The organism is Burkholderia sp. AU4i, from assembly GCF_000466765.1.
GTDB classification, from domain to species: domain Bacteria; phylum Pseudomonadota; class Gammaproteobacteria; order Burkholderiales; family Burkholderiaceae; genus Burkholderia; species Burkholderia cepacia.
In genome coordinates, this window is the sequence record NZ_ASSI01000033.1 from 31,182 (window position 1) to 46,245 (window position 15,064).

Below are 15,064 nucleotides of genomic sequence, written 5' to 3' on the forward strand. Positions count from 1 at the left end.
ATCTTCCGCTTATCGTTGGTTAAAATCAATCAGAACGAAGTCGCGGTGCGCACTATATGAATCCTGAGCGCATATGAGACTTTGGAGGAGCACAACCGATGTCCCCGAATTCCCACGCGCCCGACGCGCTCGTCGAGCGCCATGCACGCGCCGGCCGGTCGCTCGTGGCGATCCTGCACGCGATCCAGGACGACGCAGGCTACGTGCCGCCGGGCTGCGTCGCGCCGCTCGCCAGGGCGCTCAATCTGTCGCGCGCGGAAGTGCACGGCGTACTGACTTACTACCACCACTTCCGCACCGCACCGCCCGCCCGCGTGACGATCCAGATGTGCCGTGCCGAAGCGTGCCGCAGCATGGGCTGCGAAGCGCTGGCCGCGCATGCGGAAGCCCGCACGGGTTGCCGGTTCGACACGGCGCACGGCGATGTCGCGAACGCGCATGCGACCGGTGACGTCGCGCTCGAATCGGTGTACTGCCTCGGACTGTGTGCGCAATCGCCGTCGCTGACGGTCAACGGCGTGCTGCACGCAAAGGTCACGCCGGAGAAATTCGACGCGCTGCTTGCCGAGGCGGTCGCCCATACCCCGGAGGCCGCATGACGACCCGCATCTACGTTCCGCGCGATTCGTCGGCACTGGCACTCGGCGCCGACGCGCTCGCTGCCGCCATCGCGGCGGAAGCACAACGGCGCGGCGTCGCCGTCGAGCTGGTCCGCAACGGTTCGCGCGGGCTGCTGTGGCTCGAGCCGCTCGTCGAGGTCGGCACGGCCGCCGGCCGCGTTGGTTATGCGAACCTGTCGGCCGCCGACGTACCGGCCCTGTTCGACGCAAACTGGCTCGACGGCGGCACGCATCCGAGCGGTGTCGGCCTCGTCGACGCATTGCCCTATCTCGCGCGCCAGCAACGCCTCACGTTCGCACGCATCGGCCTGACCGATCCGCTGTCGATCGACGACTACCTGCAATACGAGGGCCTCGCCGGCCTGAAGAATGCGCTCGCGCTCGACGGCGACGCCGCGTGCGAAACGCTGATCGAATCGGGGCTGCGCGGCCGCGGCGGTGCCGCGTTCCCGGCCGGCATCAAATGGCGCACGGTCCGGCAAGCCAGCGCCACGCAGAAATACATCGTCTGCAATGCAGACGAAGGGGATTCGGGCACCTTCTCCGACCGCCTGATCATGGAGTGCGACCCGTACTGCCTGATCGAGGGGATGATCATCGCTGGCGTCGCGACCGGCGCGACGGTCGGTTACATCTACGTGCGCAGCGAATACCCGCATGCAATCGCCACGCTCGAAGCCGCGATCGTCCGTGCACGCGAAGCCGGCTGGCTCGGCGAGCACGTGCTCGGCTCCGCGCATGCGTTCGAGCTGCACGTCGCGAAAGGCGCGGGCTCGTACGTGTGCGGCGAGGAAACGGCGCTGCTCGAATCGCTCGAAGGCAAGCGCGGCGTCGTGCGGGCGAAACCGCCGCTGCCCGCGCTCGCGGGCCTGTACGGCCAGCCGACCGTCATCAACAACGTGATCACGCTCGCGACGGCACCCGTGATCTTCGCGCGCGGCGCCGCGTTCTACCGCGACTACGGGATGGGCCGCTCACGCGGCACGCTGCCGTTCCAGCTCGCGGGCAACATCCGCCACGGCGGCCTCGTCGAGCTCGCGTTCGGCGTCACGCTGCGCGAGCTGCTGTTCGACTTCGGCGGCGGCACGGCAAGCGGCCGGCCCGCGCGCGCCGCCCAGGTCGGCGGCCCGCTTGGCACCTACCTGCCCGACCATCAGTGGGACGTGCCGCTCGACTACGAAGCGTACACGGCGATCGGCGCGGTCGTCGGGCACGGCGGCATCGTGCTCCACGACGATACGTCGAACCTCGCCGAGCTGGCCGAATACGCGATGAAGTTCTGCGCGATCGAGTCGTGCGGCAAGTGCACGCCGTGCCGGATCGGTTCGACACGTGGCGTCGAGACGATCGCGCGCATCCGCCACGGCGACACGTCGGAGCGGCAGGTCACGCTGCTGCGCGACCTGTGCGACACGATGCTGGCCGGTTCGCTGTGCGCAATGGGCGGCATGACACCCTATCCGGTGCTGTCCGCGCTCGACCATTTCCCCGAAGATTTCGGGCTCGCCGCCGGCAAGGATGCCGCGTCGGGTCCGGTCAAGGCTGCGGCCTGACCCAGAAGGAGCCCTGCATGTCCCTCGACACGAACAACGTCCGCCAAGGCGGCTGCGGCTCGGGCCAATGCGCGTGCAAGAGCGCCGCGCAAGCGCGTGCCCGCGACCCGTTCGACGATACCGACTACGGCACGCCGCAACGGCATGCCGATACCGACGTCACGCTCGAAATCGACGGCCAGCCGGTCACCGTGCCGGCCGGCACGTCGGTGATGCGCGCGGCGATCGAAGCCGGCGTCAACGTCCCGAAGCTCTGCGCGACCGATTCGCTCGAACCGTTCGGCTCGTGCCGGCTGTGCCTCGTCGAGATCGAAGGCCGGCGCGGTTATCCCGCCTCGTGCACGACGCCTGCCGAAACGGGCATGAAGGTGCGCACGCAGTCGGACCGGCTGCAGTCGCTGCGTCGCAACGTGATGGAGCTGTACATCTCCGACCACCCCCTCGATTGCCTCACCTGCCCGGCCAACGGCGACTGCGAGCTGCAGGACATGGCGGGCGTGGTCGGGCTGCGCGAAGTGCGCTACGGCTTCGACGGCGCGAATCACCTGAAGGACGCGAAGGACGAATCGAACCCGTACTTCACGTACGACCCGTCGAAGTGCATCGTCTGCAACCGCTGCGTGCGCGCATGCGAGGAAACGCAGGGCACGTTCGCGCTGACGATCGCCGCACGCGGCTTCGAATCGCGCGTCGCCGCGGGCGAAAGCGAATCGTTCATGGCGTCGGAATGCGTATCGTGCGGCGCATGCGTCGCCGCCTGCCCGACCGCCACGCTGCAGGAAAAATCGGTCGTGCAACTCGGGCAGGCGGAACACTCCGTCGTCACGACCTGTGCGTACTGCGGCGTCGGCTGCTCGTTCAAGGCCGAAATGAAGGGCACGCAGGTCGTGCGCATGACGCCGCACAAGAACGGCCTCGCGAACGAAGGCCATGCGTGCGTGAAGGGACGCTTCGCGTGGGGCTACGCGACGCACAAGGACCGCATCACGAAGCCGATGATCCGCGAGAAGATCACCGACCCGTGGCGCGAAGTGAGCTGGGACGAAGCCCTCACCTACGCGGCGACGCAATTCCGCAAGCTGCAGCAGAAGTACGGCCGCGACTCGATCGGCGGCATCACGTCGTCGCGCTGCACGAACGAGGAAACCTACCTCGTGCAGAAACTGGTGCGCGCCGCATTCGGCAACAATAACGTCGACACCTGCGCACGCGTGTGCCACTCGCCGACGGGCTACGGCCTCAAGACGACGCTCGGCGAATCGGCCGGCACGCAGACGTTCGCGTCGGTCGGCCAGGCCGACGTGATCGTCGTGATGGGCGCGAACCCGACCGACGGGCATCCGGTGTTCGGCTCGCGGCTGAAGCGGCGCGTGCGCGAAGGTGCGAAGCTGATCGTGATCGACCCGCGCCGCATCGACGTCGTCGACGGCCCGCACGTGAAGGCCACCCACCATCTGCAGCTGCGCCCCGGCACCAACGTCGCGATCGTCAACGCACTCGCGCACGTGATCGTCACCGAGGGGCTCGTCGCCGACGCGTTCGTCGCCGAGCGCTGCGAGACGCGCGCATTCGAGCAGTGGCGCGAATTCGTATCGCGTGCCGACAATTCGCCCGAGGCGACCGCCGACGTGACGGGCGTGCCGGCGGAACAGGTCCGTGAAGCCGCGCGCCTCTATGCGACGGGCGGCAATGCCGCGATCTACTACGGGCTGGGCGTGACCGAGCACGCGCAGGGCTCGACGACGGTGATGGGCATCGCGAACCTCGCGATGGCGACCGGCAACGTCGGCCGCGAAGGCGTCGGCGTCAATCCGCTGCGCGGCCAGAACAACGTGCAGGGCTCGTGCGACATGGGCTCGTTCCCGCACGAGCTGCCCGGCTACCGGCACATCAGCGACACGATCGTGCGCACGCAGTTCGAACAGGCGTGGTCGGCCACGCTGCAACCCGAACCGGGGCTGCGCATCCCGAACATGTTCGACGCGGCGCTCGACGGCAGCTTCAAGGGGCTCTACTGCCAGGGCGAGGACATCGTCCAGTCGGACCCGAATACGCAGCACGTCGCGGCCGCACTGTCGGCCATGGAATGCATCGTCGTGCAGGACATCTTCCTGAACGAGACCGCGAAATACGCGCACGTGCTGCTGCCCGGCTCGTCGTTCCTCGAGAAGGACGGCACGTTCACGAACGCGGAACGCCGCATCTCGCGCGTGCGCAAGGTGATGCCGCCGCTCGCGGGCTACGCGGACTGGGAAGTCACCCTGATGCTGTCGCGCGCGCTCGGCTACGAAATGGACTATGCGCATCCGTCGGAAATCATGGACGAGATCGCGCGACTCACGCCGACGTTCTCGGGCGTGTCGTACGCGAAGCTCGACGCGCTCGGCAGCATCCAGTGGCCGTGCAACGAGCACGCACCGGAAGGCACGCCGACGATGCACATCGACGCATTCGTGCGCGGCAAGGGCAAGTTCGTGATCACGCAGTTCATCGCGTCGCCGGAGAAGGTCACGCAACGTTATCCGCTGATCCTGACGACAGGTCGCATCCTGTCGCAATACAACGTCGGCGCGCAGACGCGCCGTACCGAGAACGTCCGCTGGCACGAGGAGGATCGCCTCGAGATCCATCCGCACGACGCGCAGGATCGCGGGATCCGCAGCGGCGACTGGGTCGGCATCGAGTCGCGTGCGGGGCAGACGGTGCTGCGCGCACTCGTGACCGAACGCATGCAGCCGGGTGTCGTCTATACGACGTTCCACTTCCCCGAATCGGGTGCGAACGTGATCACGACGGACAGCTCGGACTGGGCGACGAACTGCCCCGAGTACAAGGTGACGGCCGTCCAGGTGTTGCCCGTCGCGCAGCCGTCCGACTGGCAGCAGGCCTACGCGCGCTTCAACGCGGAGCAGCTCGATCTGCTCGAGCGCCGTGCGGCCGCGACCGCCGGCGTGACCACGGGCAAGTGAGGAAGCGATGGACAACGGACACCTGATCGACATGGCCAACCAGATCGGCGCATTCTTCGAATCGATGCCGGATCGCGACGAAGCGCTGGCCGGCATCGCCGACCATATCCGGCGCTTCTGGGAGCCGCGGATGCGCCGCGCGCTGCTCGCGGCGCTCGACGATCCGTCAAGCGAGGCCGCGCAACGCGCGGCGCCGATCGTGCGCGACGCGATCGCCGTACACCGCGCGTCCCTCGTGCCTGCCGCGGCAAAGGCCTGACCGCCCCGCTACGCGGGCCGCGACATGCCCGCGAACCAGCTTTCGCAGTGGCGCAGCAACGCATTCGCGTCGGTCGCCGTGCGCCCGCGCGCGGCCACGTAACCGTCGGGCCGGAGCAGGTAAAACGACGGCCGCGAGCGGCCGTATTCCTGCGCAAGCCCGGCATCCCCGCCTTCGGCATCGGTGACGCGCCAGACGCGCACCGCGTCCGGCATGATCCGTTCGAGCCCCTGCGCGAGCACCTGCGCATCGGCCGGTATCGGCGGCAACGCGCCGGCGTCGGCATCCGGCGGCTCTTCCAGCAGCAGCAACGTGAAGCTCGCGGGATCGTGCAGGTCGTATAGCCGCGCCGTGCCGGGCGCCTGACCGAGCGGCCCGTCGACCACGCGCACGAACGCATCGGGTGCCCGCTCACCTGCGCGCGGCCCGCCGTCTAGCACGCGCTCCAGCGTGAGCGGGCTCTTCCGGTACTGCACGCCGAGCTCGCTGACCGTACGCCGCACGGCGTCGCGCATCGGCCCGAACGACGCCAGCAGCGGCACGACATGATCGCGCAGCAGCTTCATCGCGCCGCGCTCGGCTTCGACGACCTGCGTGACGAAACCGGTCTGCCGCAACACGTCGCGCTCGATCGGATGACGTTCCGCGTGATACGTGTCGAGAAGCCGCTCGGGTGTGCCCGCGCCGAGCACGCGCGCGAGCTTCCAGCCAAGATTGAACGCTTCCTGGATGCCGGTGTTCATGCCCTGCGCGCCGGCCGGACTGTGGACGTGCGCGGCGTCGCCCGCGAAGAACACGCGGCCGTGACGCAGCCGGTCGACCATCCGGCTGTGCAGGTGAAAATAGGACGACCACACGAGATCGCTCGGCGATATCGACACACCGGCACGGGCACGCACGATCGCGTCGCATTCCGCGAGCGACGGGACCGGCGCATCGGACGACGCGTCGCTGCCGGGCGGCCGGTCGGCCACGAGCCGGTAACGGCCGCCGCCCATCGGAAACAGGCCGGCCATGCCCTCGGGCGTCGCGAACAGGTGGATCTCTTCGTCCGGCCAGTCGGGAATCGCCGCGAAATCGGCGAGCAGGAACGTCTGCTCGAACGCCTGCCCGGTGAAGCCCAGGCCGAGCAGATGCCTGACCGTGCTGTGCGCGCCGTCGGCGGCGATCAGGTACGACGGCGCGAACGATTCGTCGCGACCGTCGGCGCGACGGATCGACACGTCGAGCGACGCACCGCCCGCATCGCATGCGGTCAACGTCGCGCCGCGCTCGACCGTCACGCCGAGCCGGGCCAGATGCTCGGCGAGCAGGCGCTCGGTGACCGTCTGGTCGAGAAACAGCAGGTACGGATAGCGCGTGTGCAGCGGATCGAAATCGAGCCGCGCGATCACGCGGCCGTCGGCATGGAGCGCGGCCGCATGCGCACGATGGCCGAGCGCGAGAAACGGTTCGACCGCGCGATGCTGCTCCAGCAGTTCGAGCGTGCGCGCCTGGATGCCGATCGCGCGCGAATGCGGCGCGGGCGCGGCTAGCCGGTCGATGATGCGCACCGGCACGCGGGCCCGCGCGAGGCTCATCGCCGCGGCAAGGCCGGTCGGCCCCGCGCCGACGATCAGCACGGGCCGGATATCGGGCAGTGTGTCAGCCATGAGAACCTCGATGACACGCGATCCTGCAAGTCTACGCCGCTCCACGTGACGGGGCCATATGCCGATCGGCCGACGCGCGGCACCGCCGCGCGGTGTGGGAAAATACGCCCTTTCCGTCAGTTTTCGCGTCATGGATACCGCATTCGACCGGGCGTATGCCGCACACCGCGCGGGCCGCCTCGCCGAGGCCGAGCACGGCTATCGCAACGCGCTCGCCTCCAATCCCGCCAACGCCGACGCGCTGCATCTGTTCGGCGTGCTGCGGCACCAGCAGGGCCAGCACGCCGAGGCGGCCGACCTCGTCGGCCGCGCCGTCGCGCTGCGTCCGGACGATGCCGCGCTGCAGCTCAATCTCGGCAACGCGCTGAAGGCGCTCGGCCGGCTCGACGAAGCGGTCGACCGCTTTCGCAACGCGCTGACGCTCGCGCCCGAATTTCCGCTCGCGCACTACAACCTCGGCAACGCGTATGCGGCGCTGCAGCGCCACGACGATGCGATCGATGCATTCGGCCGCGCGCTGCGGCTCACGCCCGACGATGCATCGATCCACAACAATCTCGGCAACGCGCTGAACGCTCTGGGCCGCCACGACGACGCGCTCGCCGCGTTCCATCGCGCGCTCGAGTTGCGGCCGGGGCATGCGGGAGCGCACAACAACCTCGCGATGGCGCTGAACGCGATGGGCCGCGCCGACGACGCGATCGCGCACTTCCAGGCCGCGATCGCCGCGCAGCCGCGCTTCGTCGCCGCGCACTTCAATCTCGGCAACACGTTCGACGCGGTCGGCCGGCATGCCGAGGCCGCCGCCGCGTTCGAAGCCGCGCTCGCGTTGCATCCGCCGTTTCCGCTCGCGCTGTTCGGGCTCGCGAACGCACTGAGCGCGCAGGCGCGCCACCGCGACGCACTGCCCTTCTACGAGCGTGCGGTCGGTCTCGATCCGTCGTTCAGCCTGGCCTGGCTGAACCTCGGCAACGCACATCACGCGCTCGGTGCGCACGAGATGGCGCTGCGCGCGTTCGACCAGGCGCTGCGCGTCGCCCCCGATCTCACGCTGGCAAAGCTGCACCGCGCGGTCACGCTGCTGACGCTCGGCGACTTCACGCGCGGCCTGCCCGCCTATGAAGCGCGCCACGACACGCCGGGCGCGACGCCGCTCGGCACGCTGCCGCGCTGGCAAGGCGAACCGATTGCGTCGCGCACGCTGCTGATCCGCGCGGAACAGGGCTTCGGCGACACGCTGCAGTTCGTCCGCTTCGTGCCGCTCGCGCGCGCGCGCTGCGCGCGCGTCGTGCTCGAAGTCCAGCCGGAACTCGTTACGCTGCTGGCGCCGGCGGCAGCGCGCTGGCGCGTGACCCTCGTTGCACAAGGCACCGCGAAACCACCGGCCGCCGATGTCGCCTGCACGCTGATGAGCTTGCCGTTCCTGCTCGGGCTTCAGGCGGAGGACATCGTCGCGGGCTCGCGCTACCTCGACGCCCCCGACGGCGCCGGCCGGCGCTTTCGCGGCTCGCTCGGCGGGCAGTCGAAGCGCAAGTTCGGCCTTGCATGGTCGGGGCGCCGGCAGGCGCAGGAAAACCGCTCGATGCCGTTCGACGCGCTCGCGCCGCTGCTCGCGCTGCCCGATATCGACTGGATCGTGCTGCAACCCGCACTCGACGAGGACGGACGCGCGCGCGTCGACGCGCATCCGCGCGTGCATCGGCTCGACGGCCGGTTGAACGACTTTGCCGACACGGCCGCGCTGATCGGGCGGCTCGACGGCGTCGTCACGATCGATACCGCGGTCGCGCACCTCGCCGGCGCGCTCGGCAAGCCGCTGTGGGTCATGCTGCCGTTCGCGCCCGACTGGCGCTGGTTCACCGGCGACGACTGCCCGTGGTATCCGCAGGCCAGGCTCGCCCGCCAGCCCGCACCGGGGCAATGGCTCGACGTGGCGGCAGCAGTCGCCGGCATGCTGCGCGAAGCCTGAACGCGAACGAAAAAAGGAGCGCCGTTCACCCGGGCTCCCTTTTTCCATGCGACGCGTGCGGCCGGCGCCGCGCGGCATGCGCTTGCCCGTCAGGCCGCCTTGTACTGGTTGCGAGCCTCGGGCGTGCGATACAGCACGAGTGTCGCGATCAGCCCGCAAATCGCGGCAACGCTCAGCCACAGCCCCGGCGCGGCCTTGTTGCCGGTCTGATGAATCAGCAGCGTCGAGATCGCGGGCGTGAAGCCGCCGATCGTCGTCGCCAGGCTGTATGCCAGCGAGAAACCGGCCGTGCGCACGTCGGCCGGCATCACTTCGGTCAGCGCGACGACCATTGCGCCGTTATACGACGCATACAGGAATGACAGCCACAACTCGACCGCGAGCAGCCGCAGGAACGACGGATCGCCGACGAGCCACAGCACGGCCGGGTAAGCCGACAGCAGCGTCAGCACGGTGAACGCAATCAGCACCGGGCGGCGACCGATACGGTCGGACAACGCACCGGACAGCGGCAGCCACACGAGATTGGAAATCCCCACGCAGACGGTCACGACGAGCGCGTCGAGCGACGACAGGTGCAGCACTTCCTTGCCGAACGTCGGCGTATAGGCGGTGATCATGTAGAACGACACCGTCGTCATGATCACCATCCCCATGCCCGCCACCACGACGCCCCAGTTGTCGAGCATCGAACGCATGATCTCGCCCATCGTCGGACGATGACGCTTCGCGAGGAACTCGTCGGTCTCCTTCAGCGAACGCCGGATCAGGAACAGGAACGGCACGATCAGGCAGCCGATCAGGAACGGAATGCGCCACCCCCACGCGGTCATCTCCTCGGCCGGCAGCGCGCGGTTGAGCAGCACGCCGACGAGCGCGGCGAACACCACGGCCACCTGCTGGCTGCCCGACTGCCACGACGTATAGAACCCCTTGTGGCCCTTCGTCGCGATCTCCGACAGATAGACCGACACGCCGCCGAGTTCGACGCCCGCCGAAAAGCCCTGCAGCAGCCGGCCGAGCAGCACGAGCACCGGCGCGAGCACGCCGATCGTCGCGTAGCCGGGTATCGCGGCCACCGTGAGCGTGCCGAGCGCCATCAGCCCGAGTGTCAGGATCAGCCCCTTGCGCCGGCCGTGGTGGTCGATGTACGCACCGAGCACGATCGCGCCGACCGGCCGCATCAGGAAGCCCGCGCCGAACACCGACAGCGACAGCATCAGCGACGCGAATGCGTTGCCGCTCGGGAAGTAGGTTTTCGCGATGGCCGACGCGTAATAGCCGTAGACCATGAAGTCGTACATTTCCAGGAAGTTGCCGCTGACGACCCGGAACACGGTGCGGAATTTCGATTCCTGCGTGATGGCGTGTGACGCTGTGGACATGTTTTTCTCGCTCAGCTCGGATGGCGCGAATCCGCGCCGCATGGATCCGACGACGCACGCGGCGCCGGGCCGGCGCGCACGGGCATCGCTGCCCGCCGGCGGCGCGCCGCGCGACGACGCGCGCACCGGCATGGTTCGCGCATCATGCCACGCCAACCCGACATTTGCCTTGTGCCGCCGCGACCGTCGCCATTGCCGTCGCAGCACGCTTCTCGTACGAATCGTCCCGAATCGGAAGCAAAAATCGGATTGATCTGATCGACCTGCTCTCGCCGCCTGACCACAATGTCACGATTAGCGACGACATTTCCGCGCCGCGGCCGGCACGGTTGCCCGTGTCGCACGGCGTACTGCCCTCATGACCCCATCGCCCCTCGTCCCCGTCGAAGGCGCACTCGCCCGCCCTCGCGTCACGCCGCTCGATATCGTTCCGTCGTTCGGCCGCGAATGGACCTTTCGCGGCGCCCCCGGTGCGCGGCCCGGCAGGCACTGTCTCGCCACACTGACGACATCCTGCATCGACGTCGACCGGCCGCACAGCGCATGCCGCTGGCAGCCACGGCCCGTGGCGATACCGATGCCGGTTTCGGCTGGCACGCCGGTCGTGCCGGCTGCCGTTGCCGGCACGCGCATCCGCCGCTCTCACGACCGGCGTGCGAGGTACGCGATCTGCTGGAGCATCGGCGCGCTCGGCATCATCGGCTGGCTGATCGCCGAATATGAACCGCCCGCGGGATTCGGGCCCGCATACGCGATTCACGCGGCCGGCAGCGTGCCGGATCACGCTACGTCGTCGTCCGGCACCGTGCGGGTTGCGACGGTGCAGCCGGATACGTCGACGAGCGCGCCGCCGCAGCGCACGATGGCCGCACCTGTCGCGACAACGGCCGAAGCGCCGCAGGTCATGCCCCCCGTCACGCTTCGTCCGGCATCGCTTCGTCCCGACGCAACGACCAACGTGCCGCCCACGGCATCGTCACTCCGTTCGAACGACAAACGCGGCGCGACGACGGCGGCGCCGGCCCGGACCGCGACCCCGTCTCGGCTGGCCTCGCGCCCACCGGTCCGGAGCAGCACGGCCGCTCCAAGCGCACATGATCAGTTCGCCCCCGCGTCGCCCGCAATCGCCGAACCACGCGACACGCTCGACGATCCGCTCACGCTGATCGCGACGGCAAGCACGCTGCGCGCTGCCCAACCCGCCCACGCAACGCGCACGCCCGCCGCCGGTTTCGACTGGACGGCACAACTGTCCCACCGCCGCCTGACCGATACGCCGGACGCGTTCGCGCGCTGACGGCCGCGCCATGAAAAAACCCGGCGAAGCAAGCTTCGCCGGGTTTTGCCCGTCTCTCTCCGTCCGTCTGACGAATCGTTACTTGTGTGCCGGCAGCCCCGTCTCGGTCTGCTTCTCGAGTTGCCGCACCTGCTCCTGCAGATCACGCAACTGCATCTGCGCGGCCCGCTTCTCGACCTGCAGCGCCTGTGCCTGCTCCTGCGCCGAACGCTGCCGTTGCGCGACTTCGGCCTGCTGGCTACGCGCAACGCTCAGGTCGGCCTGCAACTGCTGCGCGCGATTTGCCTGCAGCGCGATCACACGCTCGAGAAACGCTTTCTGCGCCTCCAGCTCGGTACGACGGATCTCGATATCGGCGAGTTGTACGGTCTGCTGAACGAAGTTCGCGTACACCATCTCCGCGCGGCTCTTCTCCTGCGACCGGATCACCCGCCACAGGTGCTTGTCCTGGAACAGCGCGACGTAGTACGTCATCTCGCGCGGATCGAACATCAGGCTCGCACCGTAGCTGCCGTTGTACGTCGTGCGCATTTCGACGATCCGGCCATCGTGCAGCATCTGCGTCAGCTCGGCGACGTTGCCTTGCGCGGATGCATCCGTCGCCACCGCGGTGGACGCCGCCGCGTCGCCGCGCAGGCTCGTGACCGCCGGGCGCGTACCGGCGGCCGGCGCGGTCGCGTCGGCGGACCAGGCCGTGCCCGCTTGCGTGCAGGCAGCCAGCGCAACGATCCACGTTGCGCATCGTGCAGGGGAAAAATTTCGGAAAACCAACGTCGAACTCCGGCGAACGAATCGGAACTCGCGATTATCGTTCAAAACGAAACGGCCGCATCTCGAATTTATCGGGATGCGGCCGGCCTTCGTACGACGCGAAAAAAGTAGCTGGCTACAGGCGGGTTTCGCGCGCCGCGCGCAGGAATGCATCGAGCAGCGGCGTGCAGTCGAGCAGCTCCGAGCCGCCGGCGCGATGGAACTCGGGGTGCCACTGCACGCCGACGACGAACGGCGAACGCCGATGACGGATGCCTTCGATGATCCCGTCGCCCGCCGACACGGCCTCGATGTTCAGATCGCGGCCGAGATCGCGGATCGCCTGATGGTGAATCGAGTTGACGATCGCCTCGCTGCGCCCGGGAAACATGCTCGCGAGCGTCGACGAATCGGGAAAGCGGATCGCGTGTCGATGTTGGTCGTAATGCTCGCTCACATGCGCATTCGCGGTCGGCACGTCGGTGGCGATGTCCTGGTACAGCGAGCCGCCGAACGCGACGTTGATCAGCTGGCAGCCGCGGCACACGCCGAGGACGGGTTTGCCGGATTCGACGAACTCGTGCAGCAGCTCGAGTTCGTACATGTCGCGCACGCGATCGCCCGGCCATTCGGGGCGGGCGTCGGACGCGGCGTAGGTTTGCGGCGATACGTCGGCGCCGCCCTGCAGCAGCAGCCCGTCGAGATGCTTCGCGTAGTCGCGCAGGCGGATGTTGCTCGGGTGAATCATGCCCTGGTGTCCGACGGTCGGAATCATGAACACGAGCACGTCGCGCGACATCACCCAGTGCGCGATCGATTCCTCGAGATACTGCAGCGTCTTGCCCCGCAGCCCCTTCGCACCCGGTTCCGGATGGAAGATCCGCGCCGACACGCCGATGCGCAGCGTGCGCTGCGTGATGCGCTGGCCGGCGCGGTCGAACAACCGGCGCGCGCGCGCGGCCACGATCCGGCCAAACACCGACCACGGCGTGTCGCTCTGTTTCAGGTAGGCCGGCGGCGCATTCTGCGCGCTCGCCGGCGGCGGGCGCGGTGTGTCGAAGTCGGGCTGTGCGCCGAACCCCGGCGGCGGCGCGCCATGCTTCGGCGGCGCGGCAGCAGCGCCATCGACGGCGGCGCCCGTTGCACCGGGCGCGCCCGGCTCGGACGCCGCCGTGACCGGCGACGCGCCGTCCGCGGCGACGTTCTGCGCGGCGGCGGCCTGGGCTGCCGGCGCATCGGGCGCTTTCGCCGGATCGGTACGGGGGGAATCGGAAGAAACGGAGGAGGTGCCGGGCAGACCGGCCGGGGAAGGCGTGTTTTCGCTCATGACGATGGTCTGGTACGTCGCTCACGCGTATGGATAAACGAGGATTCATTATGCTTCAGCGCACGATCGCGCGGCAAACCGGCAACATCCTGTCGATATTGTTGCAAGTCGGCGGCAAACTGCGCCGGCAAGCGCCCCGTCCCTCGTACCGGCAAGCCGGTGCACCGCCGCCGGTACTGGACACCAGTGATATATCACAATAATATCCAGGCATCGTCCACGCTTCCCGATCGCCCGCGCCATGATCGCGCCCCGGCCGGCCGCCGCGTCGCACCCCGCATGAATGCCCTGACCGACGTCACCCGCGACCGCCCCGCCGCACCGGTGGCCAGCCTCGCCGACCGCGCGTACGCACTGATCCAGCGCGACATCATCACGATGCGCCTGAAGCCCGGCGCCGCACTCAACGAAGCCGACCTCGTCGCCCGCACCGGGATCGGCCGCACGCCGGTGCACCAGGCCGTGCATCGGCTCGTGCTCGAAGGACTGCTGTCCGTGATGCCGCGCAAGGGATTGATGGTGCAGCCGCTGTCGCTCGACGACATCGTCGCGGTGATCGACGTGCGGCGCATCAACGAAGCGCACTGTGCGGAACTCGCCGCGCGCCATGCGACGCCCGACGATCTCGCGCGCCTGGCCGCGCTGCTCGACGAAGGACAGGCGTGCGTCGACACGTACGACGTCGAGGGCATGATGGAACTCGACCGCGCGTTCCACCAGGCGATCGCCGCGGCCGCGCGCAATGCGGTTCTCGCCGACATCCTGCGCGCGCTGCACGAACGGTCGCTGCGCTTCTGGTTCGTCACGCTGTCCGAACCCCACCATCTCGCCGACGTCCAGCACGAACATCGCGAACTGTTCGACCGGCTGTCCGCGCGCGATGCCGCCGGCGCACGCGCGGCCGTCGAAAACCATATCGACTCGTTCCGCTCCACGCTTCTTCAACATCTTCGCCCCTGAGCCGCCATGACCACTTTCACGCCCTTTCCCCCGCTCGCCCAGCTCGCCGCCGACCTCGCCGCCGGCCGGACCACGAGCCGCGCGCTCGTCGACACCGCGCTCGACCGGATCGCCGATCCGTCGGGCCAGGGTGCGGTCGTCTTCACCGAAGTCGATGCCGACAACGCGCGTGCGGCCGCCGACGCGCACGACCGGCTGCGCGCCGCGGGCACCGTGCTGTCGCCGCTCGCGGGCATTCCCGTGTCGGTCAAGGACCTGTTCGACGTCGCGGGCCAGGTGACGCGCGCGGGTTCGCGCGTGCTCGACGGCGCGCCGGCCGCGCG

General features: G+C 68.8%; 12 protein-coding genes. 8 read left to right on the plus strand and 4 right to left on the minus strand.

Translation table 11 applies throughout. The features are described 5' to 3' along the window. Positions 1-98 precede the first annotated feature (98 nt). From L810_RS06000 to L810_RS06015, 4 genes are read left to right on the plus strand one after another with little or no spacing between them, the layout of a single operon-like run. The gene (locus tag L810_RS06000) at positions 99-599 is read left to right on the plus strand and encodes an NAD(P)H-dependent oxidoreductase subunit E (protein WP_021157472.1); all 501 of its coding nucleotides are present in this window, start codon (positions 99-101) and stop codon (positions 597-599) included. Then, on the plus strand, positions 596-2,173 hold the full coding sequence (locus L810_RS06005; RefSeq protein WP_021157473.1) for a formate dehydrogenase beta subunit: 1,578 nt from the start codon (positions 596-598) through the stop codon (positions 2,171-2,173). The genes L810_RS06000 and L810_RS06005 overlap by 4 nt, the downstream gene beginning before the upstream one ends. 17 nt (positions 2,174-2,190) lie before the next feature. Beyond that, the gene (gene fdhF / locus L810_RS06010) at positions 2,191-5,142 is read left to right on the plus strand and encodes a formate dehydrogenase subunit alpha (protein ID WP_021157474.1); all 2,952 of its coding nucleotides are present in this window, start codon (positions 2,191-2,193) and stop codon (positions 5,140-5,142) included. 7 nt (positions 5,143-5,149) lie between these two features. After that, positions 5,150-5,401, plus strand: coding sequence for a formate dehydrogenase subunit delta (locus tag L810_RS06015; RefSeq protein WP_021157475.1), 252 nt, complete (start codon positions 5,150-5,152; stop codon positions 5,399-5,401). 8 nt (positions 5,402-5,409) lie between these two features. Here the strand turns inward: L810_RS06015 and L810_RS06020 are convergent, their stop codons facing one another. Next, positions 5,410-7,053: an FAD-dependent monooxygenase gene (locus tag L810_RS06020; RefSeq protein ID WP_021157476.1), complete on the minus strand. Its 1,644-nt coding sequence runs from the start codon at positions 7,051-7,053 to the stop codon at positions 5,410-5,412. Positions 7,054-7,183: 130 nt separating this feature from the next. Here L810_RS06020 and L810_RS06025 point away from each other — a divergent pair, with 130 nt between their 5' ends. Further along, the gene (locus L810_RS06025) at positions 7,184-9,022 is read left to right on the plus strand and encodes a tetratricopeptide repeat protein (RefSeq protein ID WP_021157478.1); all 1,839 of its coding nucleotides are present in this window, start codon (positions 7,184-7,186) and stop codon (positions 9,020-9,022) included. Positions 9,023-9,111: 89 nt separating this feature from the next. Here the strand turns inward: L810_RS06025 and L810_RS06030 are convergent, their stop codons facing one another. Continuing rightward, positions 9,112-10,407 carry an MFS transporter gene (locus L810_RS06030; RefSeq protein WP_042973445.1) on the minus strand — a complete coding sequence of 432 codons (1,296 nt, stop codon included), beginning with the start codon at positions 10,405-10,407 and terminating at the stop codon, positions 9,112-9,114. Between the two features lie 358 nt (positions 10,408-10,765). Here L810_RS06030 and L810_RS06040 point away from each other — a divergent pair, with 358 nt between their 5' ends. Beyond that, complete coding sequence (locus L810_RS06040; RefSeq protein WP_021157480.1) at positions 10,766-11,704, plus strand: hypothetical protein; 939 nt, start codon at positions 10,766-10,768, stop codon at positions 11,702-11,704. A gap of 78 nt (positions 11,705-11,782) precedes the next feature. Here the strand turns inward: L810_RS06040 and L810_RS06045 are convergent, their stop codons facing one another. Beyond that, complete coding sequence (locus tag L810_RS06045) at positions 11,783-12,475, minus strand: DUF2968 domain-containing protein (RefSeq protein WP_021157481.1); 693 nt, start codon at positions 12,473-12,475, stop codon at positions 11,783-11,785. 115 nt (positions 12,476-12,590) lie between these two features. Next, positions 12,591-13,781 carry a gamma-glutamyl-gamma-aminobutyrate hydrolase family protein gene (locus tag L810_RS06050; RefSeq protein ID WP_021157482.1) on the minus strand — a complete coding sequence of 397 codons (1,191 nt, stop codon included), beginning with the start codon at positions 13,779-13,781 and terminating at the stop codon, positions 12,591-12,593. 279 nt (positions 13,782-14,060) lie between these two features. Between L810_RS06050 and L810_RS06055 the strand changes: the two genes are divergently transcribed. Both L810_RS06055 and L810_RS06060 read left to right on the plus strand, forming a co-directional pair. Further along, positions 14,061-14,741, plus strand: coding sequence for a GntR family transcriptional regulator (locus L810_RS06055; protein ID WP_021157483.1), 681 nt, complete (start codon positions 14,061-14,063; stop codon positions 14,739-14,741). A 6-nt stretch (positions 14,742-14,747) separates the two neighbouring features. Further along, on the plus strand, positions 14,748-15,064 hold a 317-nt coding region (locus tag L810_RS06060; RefSeq protein ID WP_042973450.1), incomplete at its 3' end, for an amidase family protein.

Coding starts and splice junctions, on each gene's coding strand:
- L810_RS06025 (WP_021157478.1), top strand. CDS start 7,184: ATGGATACCGCATTCGACCGGGCGTATGCCGCACACCGCGCGGGCCGC.
- L810_RS06040 (WP_021157480.1), top strand. CDS start 10,766: ATGACCCCATCGCCCCTCGTCCCCGTCGAAGGCGCACTCGCCCGCCCT.
- L810_RS06000 (WP_021157472.1), top strand. CDS start 99: ATGTCCCCGAATTCCCACGCGCCCGACGCGCTCGTCGAGCGCCATGCA.
- L810_RS06050 (WP_021157482.1), bottom strand. CDS start 13,781: ATGAGCGAAAACACGCCTTCCCCGGCCGGTCTGCCCGGCACCTCCTCC.
- L810_RS06015 (WP_021157475.1), top strand. CDS start 5,150: ATGGACAACGGACACCTGATCGACATGGCCAACCAGATCGGCGCATTC.
- L810_RS06005 (WP_021157473.1), top strand. CDS start 596: ATGACGACCCGCATCTACGTTCCGCGCGATTCGTCGGCACTGGCACTC.
- fdhF (WP_021157474.1), top strand. CDS start 2,191: ATGTCCCTCGACACGAACAACGTCCGCCAAGGCGGCTGCGGCTCGGGC.
- L810_RS06055 (WP_021157483.1), top strand. CDS start 14,061: ATGAATGCCCTGACCGACGTCACCCGCGACCGCCCCGCCGCACCGGTG.
- L810_RS06030 (WP_042973445.1), bottom strand. CDS start 10,407: ATGTCCACAGCGTCACACGCCATCACGCAGGAATCGAAATTCCGCACC.
- L810_RS06020 (WP_021157476.1), bottom strand. CDS start 7,053: ATGGCTGACACACTGCCCGATATCCGGCCCGTGCTGATCGTCGGCGCG.